General features: G+C 51.9%; 9 protein-coding genes. 8 read left to right on the top strand and 1 reads right to left on the bottom strand.

The annotated features are described in order from the left end of the window. Positions 1 to 246 precede the first annotated feature (246 nt). From QCBJ_RS29905 to QCBJ_RS29875, 7 genes are all read left to right on the top strand, one after another. The gene (locus tag QCBJ_RS29905; protein ID WP_102062188.1) at positions 247 to 1191 is read left to right on the top strand and encodes a hypothetical protein; all 945 of its coding nucleotides are present in this window, start codon (positions 247 to 249) and stop codon (positions 1189 to 1191) included. Between the two features lie 80 nt (positions 1192 to 1271). Then, a complete protein-coding gene (locus QCBJ_RS29900) occupies positions 1272 to 1526 on the top strand; it encodes an AlpA family transcriptional regulator (protein WP_026078127.1) in 255 nt (84 codons plus the stop codon). Further along, complete coding sequence (locus tag QCBJ_RS29895; protein WP_102062187.1) at positions 1523 to 1828, top strand: hypothetical protein; 306 nt, start codon at positions 1523 to 1525, stop codon at positions 1826 to 1828. The genes QCBJ_RS29900 and QCBJ_RS29895 overlap by 4 nt, the downstream gene beginning before the upstream one ends. A gap of 530 nt (positions 1829 to 2358) precedes the next feature. Next, positions 2359 to 2643 carry a hypothetical protein gene (locus QCBJ_RS29890; protein ID WP_058426345.1) on the top strand — a complete coding sequence of 95 codons (285 nt, stop codon included), beginning with the start codon at positions 2359 to 2361 and terminating at the stop codon, positions 2641 to 2643. Further along, positions 2640 to 2912, top strand: coding sequence for a DUF3077 domain-containing protein (locus QCBJ_RS29885; protein ID WP_102062186.1), 273 nt, complete (start codon positions 2640 to 2642; stop codon positions 2910 to 2912). Before QCBJ_RS29890 ends, QCBJ_RS29885 begins: the two co-directional genes overlap by 4 nt. Continuing rightward, a complete protein-coding gene (locus QCBJ_RS29880; protein ID WP_102062185.1) occupies positions 2909 to 5797 on the top strand; it encodes a DUF927 domain-containing protein in 2889 nt (962 codons plus the stop codon). Before QCBJ_RS29885 ends, QCBJ_RS29880 begins: the two co-directional genes overlap by 4 nt. A 97-nt stretch (positions 5798 to 5894) precedes the next feature. Beyond that, positions 5895 to 6737: a chromosome segregation protein SMC gene (locus QCBJ_RS29875; protein ID WP_102062184.1), complete on the top strand. Its 843-nt coding sequence runs from the start codon at positions 5895 to 5897 to the stop codon at positions 6735 to 6737. A gap of 597 nt (positions 6738 to 7334) precedes the next feature. On the opposite strand, the gene QCBJ_RS29865 is transcribed toward QCBJ_RS29875, so the two are convergent. After that, complete coding sequence (locus tag QCBJ_RS29865; protein ID WP_102062182.1) at positions 7335 to 13757, bottom strand: hypothetical protein; 6423 nt, start codon at positions 13755 to 13757, stop codon at positions 7335 to 7337. A 983-nt stretch (positions 13758 to 14740) separates the two neighbouring features. Here QCBJ_RS29865 and QCBJ_RS29860 point away from each other — a divergent pair. Next, positions 14741 to 16072 carry a hypothetical protein gene (locus QCBJ_RS29860; RefSeq protein ID WP_102062181.1) on the top strand — a complete coding sequence of 444 codons (1332 nt, stop codon included), beginning with the start codon at positions 14741 to 14743 and terminating at the stop codon, positions 16070 to 16072. Positions 16073 to 16476: the final 404 nt, after the last annotated feature.

The following is a 16476-nucleotide window of genomic DNA, read 5'->3' as shown; positions in this document are numbered from 1 at the left end:
AGCCGTTAGCCCTATACCCCTTCAGAAATGGTGTTACGGGTGTTACGCGCGTTACGAATACCATTAACCAATTGTTTTTATTGAAGATATTTGGCGTTACACGCACTGCAAAACTTCTGCGCACCTCGTGTTACATCGAGCAGTCGTGTTACAGAAAGGCCACGCCCTCAACCCTGCTGGCATTGGCGCCTCCACCTGCAAATCGCTGTAACAGCCTACCGGCTTCGGGGCGGCGGGGAGATCTAAATGGACTCTGAGCGGGGCATCGAGGCAGAAGAGCTCGAACTCGAAATCGCAGGTTTCGACGTAACGTGCCTGGTGTGGGATCAGGACGACGTCGAGGCAGCCGTTCGCAGTCTTGCGCTGTTTCCGCAGTTCAAAGAACACTTCAAAGGTGCCTTCGATCTGATCAACACCGCCACATCGTTCTGGCTTGAGGAGGGTTCCTACTCCCCAGGTGCAGAATTGATCACACGAACCCTTTACTCCGTACGTGATGCCATCTACGACCATGCCGACTCTGCGGAAGCAGGCTCATTGCCAAGCGTGATTCGATGGGTCCTTCGGGTCAGCTGTTCCGCAGCAGATTCACAGCTCGTGGCTACCTACGCCCTGGTACTTGGAACACAGGCCGTTGAGACGCTCGCAAATTGGCTATTCGACCTTGAACTCGCGACCTACGACATTGATGCAGACCTGATAGAGCAACTGAGACATGACTCACCACGCCAGTACCTTGCCCTGATCGAAAAAGAGCGGGACCGCAGCAGCGGGAATGAGATCAGGGCACGAGAAGAATTCGCGACGTTACTAGGCGAGGCGAACCAGGCGTTGTTGATGGCGAGTCTTTATCGCCAAGTGGAACAGATGGATGTGTTTAAAAAAGGCTTCAATACATCAAGCCTGATGCATCGAGTTCTCGACGACGCATTTTCGACAAAGGCGACGAAGAGGGGCCAGGAAGCAGGCAATGGGAACCGCAATCCCAGCTCAGCGATAAAAACCGCTGCTATGGATAGGCGAACAAAAATCAAGGCAGCCGCAGAGCAAATCATCAGTGGTCGGAAAAGTGAAAAGCGCAGTCTCACAGATGCTGAACTGACCAATCTGCTTTTCGATCAGGCGGGCAACGGAACAAAAAAAACCATTCGAGAGCACTTGACCGCTCTGGGCCTTAGACCTCTGAAATAAAAGGGAGCAGACACAGTCCACTCCCCCTCCCCTGCGTAGCGTATGACCCGTTATCTCAATTAACAAAGGGTTAGCTCGCTATGACTACCGTATTAAAAGCAATTCCCTCACATGATCCCTCCATGACGCTTATCCGCATGCCCGAGGTCATTTCAATCGTTGGGCTCGCACGCCCGACTATCTACAAGCTGATGCGTCAACCTGAAAGCGGATTCCCGTTGCCGGTGAAGCTGAGTAACAGCAATGCCCGAAGCGCTCCGGTTGCGTGGGTATTGGGGGAAGTGCAGGCATGGACACGGGCACGCATCGCAGCCCGCGATCAGGTGGCAGCATGAAAAGTCGTGTTGCTAACAAGGCCATCTTGCAGCCCTTTTCTGTACTCAGAAAAGTCGGGTTCTCATCACGCGGTATGCAGCGTTTTGAGCGTTACCGCACGGAGCAAAAACGCCTTAACCGGGACGTCATGGTGATGCGATGGAGAGATGGCATCTGGTGCGCATTGTCAGTTCCCTGCCAAGCCCCTCAAGCAATCATCGTCGACGAAGGCCAACAAGTCGACGCCTACGAGGATGCACGCGCCTGCCTCGAAGGCGACCTGTTGCCCTTTGTTTCCCTGCGCTGGGACGTCCATGCCTGAAACGAAAACGCCCCCGGCGGCAACCGGAGGCGTTGAGGTAAATCTACATGCCTAATCAATTTATGCCCCATCGAAAAAATCCGCAAGCGATCCGCACGGTTGCACTTTCAAAAAACGGGCGTTACTCTCTGACCGTCGTTGCAAATTCAACGACCGGGTTTAGCGGCCCGAGCACATACAGGCGCACAAGCGCTTCCGACTCGATTGCATGCGCTTTTTTTGTGCCTGCGACTCTCGTTTATGGTGGCTGTGCGTGGGAGACCTTCGGGTCTGCCGGGGTCCTGTATGCCCGGTCCGCTAACCCGCGCACAGCTGCCACCCTAATTCGTTTAGCGGCGAACCGTGGCAGCTCCTCACATACAGGAGCTTCATCAGATGCACGCCCTCAATCCATCCAAAATTCGCGCCGCCGCTCATCGAGCAATGGCTCTCGCCGCTTTACACGCCAACTCCAGCCTCGCTACACGTCTCTCCCGTTACAACGCCCATATGTCCAAGGCTCGTGCCCTCGAAGCCGCAGGAGGTGCCCAATGAGCATGCTCCCAGGCTTTGCACTACCCGAGGATCTACTCTGCGTCAGCCAAGACGCCGAAGCCGGTCTGCCCATCGACGCCATCACCTGTGCGCTCGACCGCGCCAATTCAGTTCTCATGCTGCTCGAGGATCACCTAGACGGCGATAAACCGCTACTCTCCAACCGCGTGCTGTCATCTGTTATTTGGGACGTGCGTGGCACCTTGGGCTTGATCAAAACACTCACCATGTACGGTGATGCCTCTTCTGTGCCGATGGGTCAGAAAGGCGGTGCGCTATGACCCACTCCGGCACGCTTGGACGCTCCGAGTTTTCCCCTGCCAACGGTAACGGCCAAAACCTGTTTCGGGTGAATGCCGGTATCCCGCTGGAGGACGCACTTGAAGCCGTCTCTCAGATTCTGCACCACGCCAACCAACTGATCCTCGACGCCGCCATCAGCGATGCGGGCGAGCGTTTTAGTTGGCCCGCGTTCTACCTCGGCGAGATGGCGAAGGCGCTGATCGACGACGTGAACGAGGCGTTGCTTGAGTCGAGGACCGCACCATGACTCAGCGCACCGGCAGCACATCAAAACGCCCGAGCTTCGCTGACGTAAAAAGCGCCGCTCTGAAGAACATCGACCGCGTCCTTACTCACTGGCTGCCAAACGGCAAACGTGTTGATGGCGGCAAGGAATACACAGCACCTAATCCAACGCGCACGGACAAACGAGCAGGCTCGCTCAAGGTCAATTTGAGCAAAGGCACCTGGGCGGATTTTGCCACCGGCGATAAGGGCGGTGACCTGATCGACCTGGTGCGCTACATCGACGGCGGCACGGACGTTGATGCCTGCAAAAAGCTGGCGGATCTGCTCAACGTTTCCGCAGGATCTGCAACCACCAAAAGCGCACCGACGAAAAGCGCAGTGCCTGAGTGGGTCGCGATTCAGCCGATCCCGGCCGAGGCCATGAACAAGTGCCCAGCTAAGCACCGACAACACGGCGCCCCTTCCAAGGTGTGGATCTATCGCGATGCAAAGGGCCAGCCGGTCATGGCGCTGTATCGCTTCGACCTGGGCCCAGATGAAGACGGCAAACCGCGAAAGGTCTTTGCGCCGTTGACCTGGTGCAAACGCTCCGATGTACAAACCACACAATGGCGCTGGCAAGGGTTGCCGGAACCTCGGCCACTGCTGCGCCTAGATGAGCTCGCACAGCGCTCCGACGCACCTGTGGTGTTGTGTGAAGGCGAAAAGGCCGCTGACGCGGCTGCTGAACTTATGCCTGAACACGTGGCCACTTGCTGGCCGAACGGTTCCAACTCTTGGCACAAGGCCGACCTGACGCAACTCAAAGGGCGCACGGTGGTGCTGTGGCCGGATAACGATGCCAGCGGTAAAACCTGCATGGACGCCATCGAGCTCAAGTTGATTGAGCTGGGCGCCGCTTCGGTACAACGAATCTCGCTCGACGTGTTCAAGCTCAAGCCCAGCAACAAAGGCGCTAAGCCGACACTCGTCAAAGGCGGAAAATGGGCAGACGGCGACGATGCAGCGGACGCGATAGCTAAAGGTTGGACCGCTGACCACGTCGCCGAGCTGGTGCATAGCGGTGAGCTTTTCGGCAGTGCCGATAAGCCAACTGAACCCCAAGAACAGAAGGCCAAGGCGCCCGCCAAACGCCCAGCGAAATCGAAAAATGATCTGTTGCCGGGCGGCTTTCGCCTGACGCCCGATGGGGTATTTTACTCCGGCGACGATGGCGAGGCGCGTCCTGTGTGTTCGCCTCTCGAAATCATCGCTCGCACTCGCGACGACAAGGGCCACAACTGGGGTTTGTTGGTCGAGTTCGATGACCCGGACGGCGCCAAAAAGCGTTGGAACATTCCGGCCCGAACCATGACCGGAGACTTCGGCAAGGATGTACTCGGCCCACTGGTCGACATGGGCCTGCGCCTTGCCGGAAGCCGATCAGGGCGCAACGCACGCAATGACCTGCAGAGTTACCTCGGCGGCTTCGATAGCGCCCAGCGCGCACGATTGGTGACACGCTTGGGCTGGCACGACAATGCGTTCCTATTGCCCGAACAGCAGATCGGCTCACACTCCGAGCACCTGTATTTTTATGAAGCCGGTGCCCAACTGCCACCGATCAGCGAGGCCGGCTCTCTGGAGCAATGGCAGCAACAAATCGGCGCGCTGTGCGTTGGCAACCACCGCTTAGCGTTTGTCGTCTCTGTGGCCTTTGCAGGCCCACTGTTGAATATGCTCGGACATGAGTCGGGCGGCTTCCACCTCTACGGCGACAGCTCCGGCGGCAAGACCACTCACTTGCAAGTCGCAGCCTCGGTTTATGGTGGGCCTCGTCTGGTGCGCTCGTGGCGCTCCACGGATAACGCCCTGGAGTCCATCGCCGCCGCACACTCAGACGGTCTCCTGGTACTGGATGAAATCGGCATGTGCGACCCGCGCATTATTGGCGAGACGGTGTACATGCTCGGCAACGGCACCGGCAAGGCCCGGGCGAATGATCGAGGACAAGCGGGCCGACAGGTGCAGGAGTGGCGCTTGCTGTTTCTCTCGACCGGCGAGAAGACGTTGGCGCAGCACATGGCGGATGCAAACAAGGAGCTGAAAGCCGGTATGGAGGTGCGCATGCTCGCCGTGCCAGCGGATGCCAGCAAAGGCCTCGGCATGTTCGATGTGCTGAATGGTTTTGAGGACGCTGCCGCCCTCTCCGATGCGCTCAAGGCCCGAGTAGCCAAATATTACGGCACGCCCCTCACCGCTTTCCTGCACGCACTGTGTGCGCCTGGGGAAATGCTCAGGTGGACAGTGATCGTGCGCCGCACGGTGGAACAGTTCATCACCCAAAACCTACCAGCCTCGGCCAGTGGTCAGGCGCAGCGTGCCGCCCTTCGCTTCGGCCTCGCCGCCGCCGCCGGAGAGTTGGCTACCGCCTTTGGTGTTACCGGCTGGCCGGATGGCACAGCCACGACCGCCGCTCGGGTGTGTCTGCATGCGTGGCTGGCCGAACGCGGCGGCGCCGGAAACTTCGAGGGCGATGCGATCTTGGCGCGGCTGCGCCAGGTCATCGAGCGGTTTGGAGAAAGCCGCTTTACCCGCTGGGAATCTGCCGCCGCCAAGCTCGATGAGCACGGGCCGCGCACGATTGATCGGTTGGGCTTTCGCAAGACGCTGGAACACGGCATGGGCGACGCCCTGCACACCACCAACACCTATTACGTACTGCCTGAAGCCTGGAGGACCGAGATATTCAAAGGCATGAACATCAGTGCGGTGAACAAGGAGTTGCTGCAACGCGGCGTGCTTGAGCCGGGTAGTGACGGCAAGGCCTACAGCTTGATCCGTCTGCCCGGGTTAGGGCCCCAGCGCTGCTACGTGGTGAAAACCGTTCCAGGAACGGATGAAGGCGAGGCAAAGGCCGCCTGACGGCATGCCTGCTGATCGAGGTAGCGCCGGCTCATTCCCGGCCTCGCCAGCCGTTCGACAACCATCCCTATCAACCGCAGTGCCCAGGACAATACAGATGAACACTATCCAAGAACTGAAAGACCGCCGCGACACACTGACCCTCGAAATGGAGAGCATTCAGCGCGACCTGGCGCCCTTCGAAGAAGCGCTGGTGAGCCCAGAGGTTATCCAGCAAGGCCGTCAACGCGCAGTGCAAGATGAAATCAACGATCACAAAAGACGCATCGACTCGCGAGGTCTTGAGATCTATCACCTGAATCAAAAGATTGATCGCCTCGAAGCACTGGCGAACCGTGAGAGCTTGGCTGCGGACTACATTAGCGCCATGGCGACCTGGAAAGCCGACGAGATGGAACTCAACGAAAAGCGCACCAGTATCGAGACCCGGTTGCAGCAGGTCCGCCAGAGCGATCAGGAGGACATGGCAAAAGCTCGACAAGCTGAAACGGACGCAGCAACCGCCTATGCGCAGGCTGTCGCCTGGGGCGATGTGGAGGGCGAGAAAGCCGCTAACGCAGAAGCTCAAAAGGCAGCAAAAAACCTCACAACTGCTGTTGAGCATCACCGCCGCCAACAACTGCTGATCACCGCTCTGGAACAAGAGCTGGTGACAATAGATCTGCACATCACAGAGGCACAAACAGAACGCGCCAAAATCGAGAACAACGCGGCTCACCTGGCGAACACTGTGCTGGAAGAACAGTGGAACGAGGCTGCGAAAGCACTGCTGGAGACCGGCGGCAAGCTGTGGGCTGCACGCAACCTGATTAGTCGTGACCCGGTTGCACTGATGAAGTTGGATATCCCTGAACAGGGCGAGCACTTTGGAAGCTGGACTTGGCGAGAACTCGTAGATCGATCGCGCCAACACAGCCTTATTGACCTACTGGCAGCCTAACCTGAATCCTCCCCGAAGCAACAGGCGAGGGTCGGCTGCTTCGGGCCTACCATCGGTCCAAACATGAACAAACCACCACAGAACAGCGTACAAACGCCTGATTATCTAAAGGCCCGAAAGCTCCATTTGAACGGGATCATTCTCACCATGGCCAATACAAAAAAACTCAATTCAAGAGCAAACACCGCCAGTAACGTCGAGAGTCTCACGATTGATGCAATCAAAACAGAGCTCAATTTCATCGACCTTCAGCTCAAAAGAAGGGGCGGATAACGACGAAGTGGAAGCCTAAAAAACCTCCGTATCGCTAGATCCACCCCTTGCAAATAAGGACTCACACCTTTTCGGTTCGCGGTCTACAGCGGCCTAGACTTATGAGCACTTTCCTCCGAAAGCGGTGCTTCGCATCAGTGAGCCGCGTCATTTATGTCTACAGCCCGCGACTCCAATAAACATACGGTCAAACAACTCAAGCAATAAGAGACTTAAGATAGTCACTAAAAAAATAAGAAGCCCGATGAACCTGATGAAAGACCACCAACAGTTGATCTTTCACTATATGGCTTCCGGCAAAGATCGCACAGATTTTGCAAATGACTAATAATCTACCTTAGAAGCTTTTTTTGCTGGCCACAGTCTCAGCGACCGGTCATTAAGCCTGAGGCCAACAAGAACAGACCTGACACCGTTAGAGGGGTTATAACTTTGTGAAGACTTATATTTATGAAGTGTCACGACAAAAACAAGTTGTCTGTTTAGGCGGGCCAAAGCTCCATCAAGCCAATCATTTGAAGCCCATAAAATCTCACCATCTTCATGGTGATGCGCTTGTCGATGATCAGGATCAGGCGCCCAGCGGCCCCAAACTTGGCTTCTCAACGCGATGCTTCCATCCCCTACGCGCCATTCTCCACTTAGTGGCTCATTCATCAACCCTAAATATCTCGTAAGCTCTATCCCAAGACGTGGCCGTCCTCCCGGGCCCGTAGCAGCGATTTCCTCGCCCTCGTCAATACCGAGATTTTGCATGTCGGGTGCCCACACAAATGGATCGAATGGATTCTTACGCCGAGATCGACCGTCATAGTATCCGTCATCCCAAAACTGTGGCAGCCAAATGTCATGACTGGCTCTTTTCGAGAAAGCAACGCATTTGGGCGATGCACCCTTTTGCTCGACTAGCGCAGTTGAGATCGTTACAGATACTCCATCAGGAGATGACCAACGACCGTACACTGGAAACATATCTGCGCTAGAACCAGATACGAGACCTAATTTCTGCAACAACGTCTCTTGATCTAATAACGCGTCTTGTCGACTGATTTGATTACCTAATAAATCTTCTTTGGCTTGCTGCGGGAGTGGATCCTTATGATCAGACAACCACGAGCCATCGTCGAATGTTACATCGTAGGATCTGCGCCACCTTAGCCAAGGAGACTCTTCTTCAACCTCATAACTACGGACCACCACCGGCAAAAAATTAGAAAAATTAGTGGCGACAGTTAAGAGCGCGTGCTTTTGAATATGTTCTCTAAAGAACTGGAATCTATCATTTTGGGCCAAATCGTATCGCTCAGGGCCGAGAAAATGATCCATAGAAGTAGCTTCCGGCCACAGACGTTTTATTTCGGAAGAAAGAGCATCCTCAACAACTGCCTCCGCCACACCGAACAGTTCTGCAAGTGATCTGATCTCATGCTTTTTAAATTCATAATCAAAACTAAAGTCTGATGCTGGCTTTGCTGCGACGGGATAGCTATCGGAAACAACGATACCGTGCTTAGGATCATTTATTTCATTAAACAACTCACCTACAAATGAGTCTTGCTTATTTGGACCAATTATATGAGTTAAGCATCTGGCAATATGAAGCTTATGTATAACGTGCATATCAGATCGCTTTGCTAAAGCTGCCAGCTTTGGCCTTAACAACTGTAATGATTGCCCATGGCGCGAGGTTGTACGCGCCAATCCCATTAGCAGCCACTGCTGAGAATTTTGGAACGATAGATTTTTCTCAGCCGTTGTCATTGCCGCTACTGATCTTTGATCGAAGCGATCAAGCACTAGACTGAGATCATGAGTCAGCCCAAGCTCATGAAGGGAGTTTAAATGTCGCGCAACTTTCCAGCGAATGTAGCCATCGTCGTTACCTAAGAGGTGCCAAATGAGACCAGAAACAACCTCTTCCTCGGTACCAAAAGTTGCCTCCTCAGGGCAAAATGCGCCCTCTCCAATTTCGTCAGCCATGCGAGCTGTAGGACCAGACAATAAATGTTCCAGCGCATCTAAAGCGGATTTTCCGGTAGTAACCTCGCATAGTGAGGTGGCCAGCTGCAACCAATGGTCCCCATCGAGATCAACTCCATCTGCTGTAATCTTACGAAGAACGAGCTGGATTACAAATCGTTTGTCTCCGCACAGGCTGGTGAGCTTGTGTATATCGCGGGAAATATTAGGAAATTGATCTTCAAAAAGCTCAGTACTCCTGGCCGTGAAAAGTCTTTCGACAAGTCCCTTGGCTTCCAAGGCAAGATGCGAGGACGAACCACTCCAAAATGACAAACTCTCGTTTAATATCTCTATCGACTGATCAAATCGAAGCTCAGCAGCATCACAAACTGCAAACAAAAAACCCAAACGCTTAGAATAAGGGCATGCTAGACGCAATTTAACTATAAAGCGCTGACGAACATCATAGGAAAGTTCTCCGTCAGCCGAAATAGCCTTTAGAGCTTTGTCAATTGCAGTAGAGGAGGAAGAATCGCATTCTGCAATGAGATCTGTGATGAAATTCTCAATATAATTTTCACTAGGAGTGTCAATTTGAGCGTGTACAACGTTTGGTGAAGAGCTATTGCGGCTATTGAATTCATCCTGCTTTAGCTTTGCGTCCTTCCAGAGTTGGTCAATCTCGTTGAACTCTTCGCTTGTGATTGCATTTGGGTATTTCTTACCAGCCTCAAGCAAACTCTCCCAAAGCGAAGCCCACCCACCAAAAGGATTATCCTCACGCAACTTACAGATAATCGTGTGGAAAATTTTCCTATGATCTGATTTTTCAGCTTTTTCTAGAAGGTCAGCGATACCTTCACCAGCCCGCCAATCCCACCAGCCATGATCCTCACAAATAGCGAGAATAAAAGCGGCTCTTCGCGGATCTAGATGCCCGTGCATTGCAAAATAACAAGCGAGTTGTGGTAATCCATAGGAAAAATCGGCAACATCTTGGTCGTGCCAACGTACTAACTTCGCTAGAGCAGGAAACCCAATAGTCTTTGCAGCAGCTCGTGCAAACAATTTCCAACCGAATTTTTTAGGTTCATTGTTTATAATATTCTGGCACAAGTTCATAAGCCGCTGGCCTAGTTCGGGCTTTAAAAGCCCACCTTGCTGCTCACTCGCAAAGTTAAGTAGTGAGTATATTTGCTCATAACTCTCCCCTCCTATTTGATCTAATTCAGACAGACCCTGGCGATAATAACCACGCGCTTCGTCAATGCTCATCGACAATATTGAAGCAGCGAGATCGACATATGTTTCTCCACGCCGCCCTATATCATCATCCTGGCGTAATTGTGCTGCAATGTGCTGAGCAAAAGCACCTGCAAGGTTATGGAGGGTTGCCCATTGAGTGATCTGACGCAGCAAACTCATTTTCTGCTGAATCGTAAATCCTGTTGTGGAGACTAGGCCGAGCAGTGTCTTAACGTCTTCAACCGATGGCGCGGAGGAATGTTGCAACAATATACTTACGCAGCCAAATCCAACCGCGCGGACAAGTGCGTCGGCGGCTGTTTCAGATCGAAAGTTAATGCCTGACCTAGTATTTTTACTCCATACACTCAGAAAATCGGAGAAGGCATTACCTGATAGGCTTTTGTGCTCGAAGATCGCGTTTTCGATCGGAGCAATCAACTCATGCGCAAGGAATATACCTTGGCTAATATCCTCACACTCACGATCACTAAATTTTGCTTTATTCTTGCGATCACGCCTGTCACTAACAACGTTGGCTACTGGTTCTCGAAGCCCCTTCAAAAATCCCCGCAAATCAGTTCGATTGGTCGCAGCCTTAGCATGCTTAGTTATCTTGACGTTTTGCGGAAGCAGATCATGGAATGCCATCCGCTTTCCTGAGGACCACACGCGAATACATGCTCGGAAAATAGAGGGCCAGATGTTGGAGTGACCAAAACGTTCACCGTAATCGTAACTTAACGGGCGAGACATAGAAGCGCTACTTATGATAACTTTTGCAAATTTTCGGGAGCTATAGAGCAATGCGATTAAGGCGGCATTAGTTTCAAAATAACTGGATTCGTCTCTGTTAGAAAAACGCTCAACCCTGTCGACTTTAGGAGTTTCGAGGACAGAAACTTTTTTTATCAACACCTTTAAATGCGACCTACTTAACAAGTAAGGCCTGGATAAAAATGACAATTTGAGTTCTCGAGACTTACTAACATCTGAAGCCGCAAACGAAGAAAAAGAAGCAAATATTTTCGTGCCATTTACTTGATCGAATAATTCCAACAACTGCAGAAGTCTTTCACTTACATCCAGCGATAAATGAGAGGACCAACTAGACAAATTACGATCAATTCTAGCAAATGCTCCTTCGACGCTATGCTGAAATAATACGGCTACATAATCATCCAAATTTGGTGCTTCTAGGTCTCGATTTGTTTCGTCGCGTCGCTGCTCCATATACCAATTTATCCAGCGGACTGTGCTTTCACATTGTATCTGCGCCTCATCGGAGTTACCCGCAAATCGGTGCGCAATCGTTAATCGAGCACTTCTCGCTCCACGCCAGCCTGAGCGATTTGCAAAAAGTCGGCGGTAGGAGTCGGAGTCGCCAAGGACTATCGCAAGTGCTGGCGACTTAAGAATAAAACCATCACCCCTCATGTTGGCAGTTTCAACTTGTCCAAGCCTCATGCTTAAGCCGAGCACTCGATCCAGGTCATCTTGTGCGACCGCCAGTCTGAAAGCTGCACGCAGTCTCTCGAGTGAAAGTCTTCGGCGTCCGAATTCAGACTGCACAGCTGTTGGAAAGCTGTTCGATTCAGCAAGGGCAAATGCTCTGTCGCTGTCATTTATAACAACTAGAAAGTGTGGCAGTGCTTCAGCCGCGTAGCTCGATGTGGATTGTGAAGAAAGGAGCCGATCTGCAATAACTGTTTGAGCTTTCGTTTGTTCTGAGTAACTCTCCCTTACGAATGTCTCCGTTGGCTCATCCCTAAAGATTGCGCCGTGCGATGAAATCTCTAGCATCGGAGCCAGATCAGAAGCAGCCGTATTTACTTGAGTCACAGACCATCCGAGCGCATCCGCCAGTTCTTCGAGTGGAATTGGTGGAGGGAGAAGTGATATTGCGACGAAAAATTCCGTTATATCTGTAACACACCAACCGGCTATATGGAGGTCAGAAACAATCTTAGCGCAGCGCTGAGCAATGATTTCGGGGACGGAAATTGGTTCTGCCGTAACATCAGCGACAACATTCTTACCCCACGTTTGTACGAGATAGTCGAGAACCCGTGCGTTCCGCCCAGACCGCGCTAGAGCGGTAGATATTTCCACGCTGGTGGCATTTGGCTTACGAGCGGCTAGAAACTCTCTAGCCTCCAAATCATTAAAGGGGCCGAGCTCCACTTCATTTACTTGCGCTCGTCCAATTACGGAGTTTTTACGGTGGGTGCGTGCTGTGTATAAAATTTTCACACCGTCGATAGGATCTTCATCTATTGCCGACAATAGACGTTTGGGAAAAGATTCCTCGTGACGAAATTCGGCCTCTAATTGAGCATTGTCCGAAGCATCTATTATAATAAGCAAACCAAGCTTTTTTGATTGGGTTCGGATTGCCACTGCTGCTTGTGCAAAACGTCTGCACGCTGCCTTAATTATTTTTCGACTATCATCCCCACCCGGAAGCATAGGATCACATAGTGCTCGTGAAGCCAGCTCGTTGACGATTTGCACTAGTCCAATTTTAGGTAAATGTCGCGCTTGATTTTCTGATCGATAAGCCCCACCGCCGAAGCAATCAAAAATAACAACCTCAAACTCTGCAGCCATTCTTTCAGCAAGACTTTGGACAAAGACAGTTTTGCCCACCCCGCCCTCTGCATGGGCAAAGACAGGTAAATTTGAAGTCTTTATCAAATTGCTTGTTACAGTAAGCTCTGCTCTCTCTACAACTGCTCCGACGTCGATAAAACGAGATTCCGCCGGAAAAAGATCCTCTGGTTCGCAATCCATCGCGTCCAGTACATCTTCCCGTCGAATCAAATTCTTACCTTGACCAGTTGGCCCGGCTTTCTTTAAAACTAAATCCTGCAGGTCGTAGAGCCTAAGACGAGCTTCTATATCTGATCCTGGTGACCAGTCAGTGAGTGTTCTTTTGAGTAAGTTCTCTTGACCCGCAAGACTCTTTTCCCCCGCTCGAAAAACTATTCTAGAAAAAAGACGACTTACGTCAGATAAGCCACGATTGGCGCACCATTGCCTGAGGTTTTTAGCCTGGGTGGATGCCCCTGCGGACTTAGGCTTAGATCCGTTAACTAGGGAGCAAATTGCTTGCCAAAGGGTCTCCGTAAAGTCTGAATTTGTCACGAAGATGAAAGATAGCTTTTTGTCGACTTTAGTTGTTGGAAACTCTTTGTCATAACCTAAAATCGTATCGCTGAATTTCTCGATTGTTTTGCGAAGATAAACTGCTGTGACAGCTTCCGCTCGCAATTTGTATTTAAATTGAACCGTCTCTAGCCGATCGCATGTTCTAAAGTTATCTCCACCACCGTAATATAAAACGAGATCAGCTACCTCTTCCGCTTTTGCTCCTGGGCTCGCGGTCTCCGTAGAAGAAATGCCTTCCACGGCGATCGCAAACAAACAGTCATCGGGAAAGACCAACTGGAGAGCTTTCCTCGCAGCCCAACGCTCATGAAAGGTGTGACCCGCGCGGGAAGCGCGGACTGAATCGACCTCTGTTGCAATATTCGACATTGGGGTTGTTTCGTCCTTTTCCCAACAGCATTGAGTTCTTTGACTTCCCAGAAACCAAGGGCGAACTTGGCGTCGGTGTGAAGCAGCAAGGCTCGTGCTCTGCCTATTTTTAGCCATTCAACACTGATAAAGAAGGCGCTTCAATCACTAAGGTCTACCAGGTGCATTTTAACTGCAGAGCCAGCATAGGTGGGGTCGCATTCAACACCCAAATTCCTGCTGGTTGTACAGACAAAACTAAACGTCCGCCTTTCAGTGATGCCAAGACTAATCCACTGCTTCTGCATCAGCGGACCATCCAAGCGAGAGCTCAGGTCCGATGGCAGTCTTCTCAATTATCTTAACCGGCTCCTTGCAAACAGTTATTGATGTAACACCTATTTTTCATGTAACACGGCTATCGATGAACTGCGAGCCGATGTGTAACACCCTATAAACCTTCTAAAATCATATAGTTATGGAGTAGCGTAACGCACGTAACAGGCGTAACACAGTTTTAAGGGGATACCCCGAACCCCGTCTGTGAATCGTCCACCAGCGAGGGGCTGATCGATAAAGCTTCTGGTTTCAAGAAGCATCGGGGCCCCTGCACGTATGGGTTTGGCACGGGGTAGGAAACCCGCGAGATCGTGTTAGCGGCAGTTTTTTATACGTCGGTTGACAGGTTGACGTGGTTGACACCCATCACCAAGGTTGACGCCCCTCGGTTGTTTACTATTAGCAACAGATACAGCCACCGTTACCGAAGCTGTAACGATGGGCCTTTTTCTCAAAATCCTTTCAATTTCAACTACTGAAATTTCAGTAACTTTCAACGCCTCCCACTACCTCGATCCCGCGGGTTTCATGCCCCGTACGTCACCTAAACCTTCAGGGTCCCCGGCGCCTTCCGAGCATACGAACACGGCGTGTTGTGCTAAAAACACACCGTGCTCGTAAATGGATATTACCGTCCATCAACCTCCTTGGAAGAAGGTGCACCAATGACTGACTCTTTAGCCGACATCGACGCCTTAGCATTGAAGTGTAGAGCGGAGCGCTCTCGAGATTACATAGCCGAATCGATTCAATGTTACCGAGCTGGGGCTTATCGCTCGTCCATCGTCCACACCTGGATCGCAGTGGTATTCGATCTGGTGGACAAAATTAGAGAGCTCGCTTTAGCCAACGACCCCATTGCCGTTCGTATAAACACCCAGTACGAAACCTACATAACCCAAATTAATCACGGTAATGATCAGGGAGTAAAAAATGCTCTCGAGTTCGAGCGTACGATTCTCTCGACCTGCCGAAAAGAGCTGAACTTTTTTAATCATCAGCAATTTACCGACCTGGAACGCTTGCGTGAAGATCGTCACCAATGCGCACACCCCTCATTCCAAAGAGCCGGTGTGCCGCATCGCCCTTCGGCCGAGCTCGCGAGATTACATCTCAGAAATGCTGTCGAACATGTTCTGTCACAACCTCCAATCCAGGGCCGGCCAGCTATTGCTGAAATCATCGTAACCATCGCTTCTGAGTACTTTCCGAAAGATCGACATCAGGCGGCGACCGCACTGCGCCAAACACCGTTGGCCAATCCCTCAGATGCCTTGGTTCGTGGCCTGGTGGATGAATTAGTTTTTAAATACGCCGAGACCGGTAGCCCCCTGTATGGAAAGATTCAGGTTGGGACTGCTTTATCGTCGCTCCTTGACACTCACCGTGGGGTGGCAGAATCGAGAATCGCTCAAAAGTTGAGCACACTTGTTCGCCGTGTCGACGACAATGGACTGCCAGCGGTAGCGCGCCTTATCGCAGCGGTGCCCGAAGCAGTTACTCTCATAGATGAGGCAGCCCGACTCCGGCTGAGTGAGTTCGTACGGGTAGGTCCGGATGTAGATGTTCTTCCAGCGATGGTAGGACTGGGTCGCCACCCCCAAATCGACGAAATTGTGAGAAGGCGGATTCTTGGCTTTGGGATTGAATTGCTTGCGGTAGCAATTCAGGAATACGGCATGGCCGAGCTAGCAAAAGAACGAGTATTTGGGTTGATCTCTGAATCGAGAAGTTATCACAGCACGAACGATGTCTTCCTTCGCTTGGTAACCCCCCTGTTCTCTCACTTGACCAGGGATGACATCGAGAGAGTGATCCGCATGCCGACGGAGACGGACGCAGATTTAATTGGCGCCAACAGGTTCGAACATTTCATCGAACAGGTAAGTCGCGCCGAAATCATCCCAGAAGCGGAGCTAGATACGTTGCTCGGTAGCAATCGAATGGATTATTTAGTACGGGAGCGGCAGCGTGAGCGTGGTGTGCCACAAGCTTGATTGAATTAGGAACCAGCAGCATGTATCCCACCCTGTATCCCTAACTGTATAATTCCCCTACAAGGCACGAATTATATAGAGCCCGCGGGTCTCCCTCGGGCACCATCTTAAAAAAAGACCTTGAAATTCAAGGTCTTTTTTTCGCCTGCATAAAAGTGGCTTATCAGCGGAATGGCTACCCACCACACACCTGAAACACAGTCCATTGTGGGATCTGCCCCGCCTGCGACAGCGCCAGCCCCAATACCCTCAAACCACCTGCCTACACACCCGCCGCGCCCCCCTCCTCCACCACCTCATCCGGCAAATATCGAAAACAGCCACGCTCCTTTCTCATGGCAATGGACAGCAGCTCTGCGCGGGCTAAAAAACCGGGACAATACGACCCCGGCAGACCCAAAGCT

This window comes from Pseudomonas sp. QC2, from assembly GCF_002859085.1.
Taxonomy (GTDB): domain Bacteria; phylum Pseudomonadota; class Gammaproteobacteria; order Pseudomonadales; family Pseudomonadaceae; genus Aquipseudomonas; species Aquipseudomonas petroselini.
This window is presented reverse-complemented; position numbering and strand designations above follow the sequence as displayed.

Excerpts from the sequence above, each read along its gene's own strand:
- QCBJ_RS29905 (WP_102062188.1), top strand. The coding sequence starts at position 247 with ATGGACTCTGAGCGGGGCATCGAGGCAGAAGAGCTCGAACTCGAAATC.
- QCBJ_RS29900 (WP_026078127.1), top strand. The coding sequence starts at position 1,272 with ATGACTACCGTATTAAAAGCAATTCCCTCACATGATCCCTCCATGACG.
- QCBJ_RS29895 (WP_102062187.1), top strand. The coding sequence starts at position 1,523 with ATGAAAAGTCGTGTTGCTAACAAGGCCATCTTGCAGCCCTTTTCTGTA.
- QCBJ_RS29890 (WP_058426345.1), top strand. The coding sequence starts at position 2,359 with ATGAGCATGCTCCCAGGCTTTGCACTACCCGAGGATCTACTCTGCGTC.
- QCBJ_RS29885 (WP_102062186.1), top strand. The coding sequence starts at position 2,640 with ATGACCCACTCCGGCACGCTTGGACGCTCCGAGTTTTCCCCTGCCAAC.
- QCBJ_RS29880 (WP_102062185.1), top strand. The coding sequence starts at position 2,909 with ATGACTCAGCGCACCGGCAGCACATCAAAACGCCCGAGCTTCGCTGAC.
- QCBJ_RS29875 (WP_102062184.1), top strand. The coding sequence starts at position 5,895 with ATGAACACTATCCAAGAACTGAAAGACCGCCGCGACACACTGACCCTC.
- QCBJ_RS29865 (WP_102062182.1), bottom strand. The coding sequence starts at position 13,757 with ATGTCGAATATTGCAACAGAGGTCGATTCAGTCCGCGCTTCCCGCGCG.
- QCBJ_RS29860 (WP_102062181.1), top strand. The coding sequence starts at position 14,741 with ATGACTGACTCTTTAGCCGACATCGACGCCTTAGCATTGAAGTGTAGA.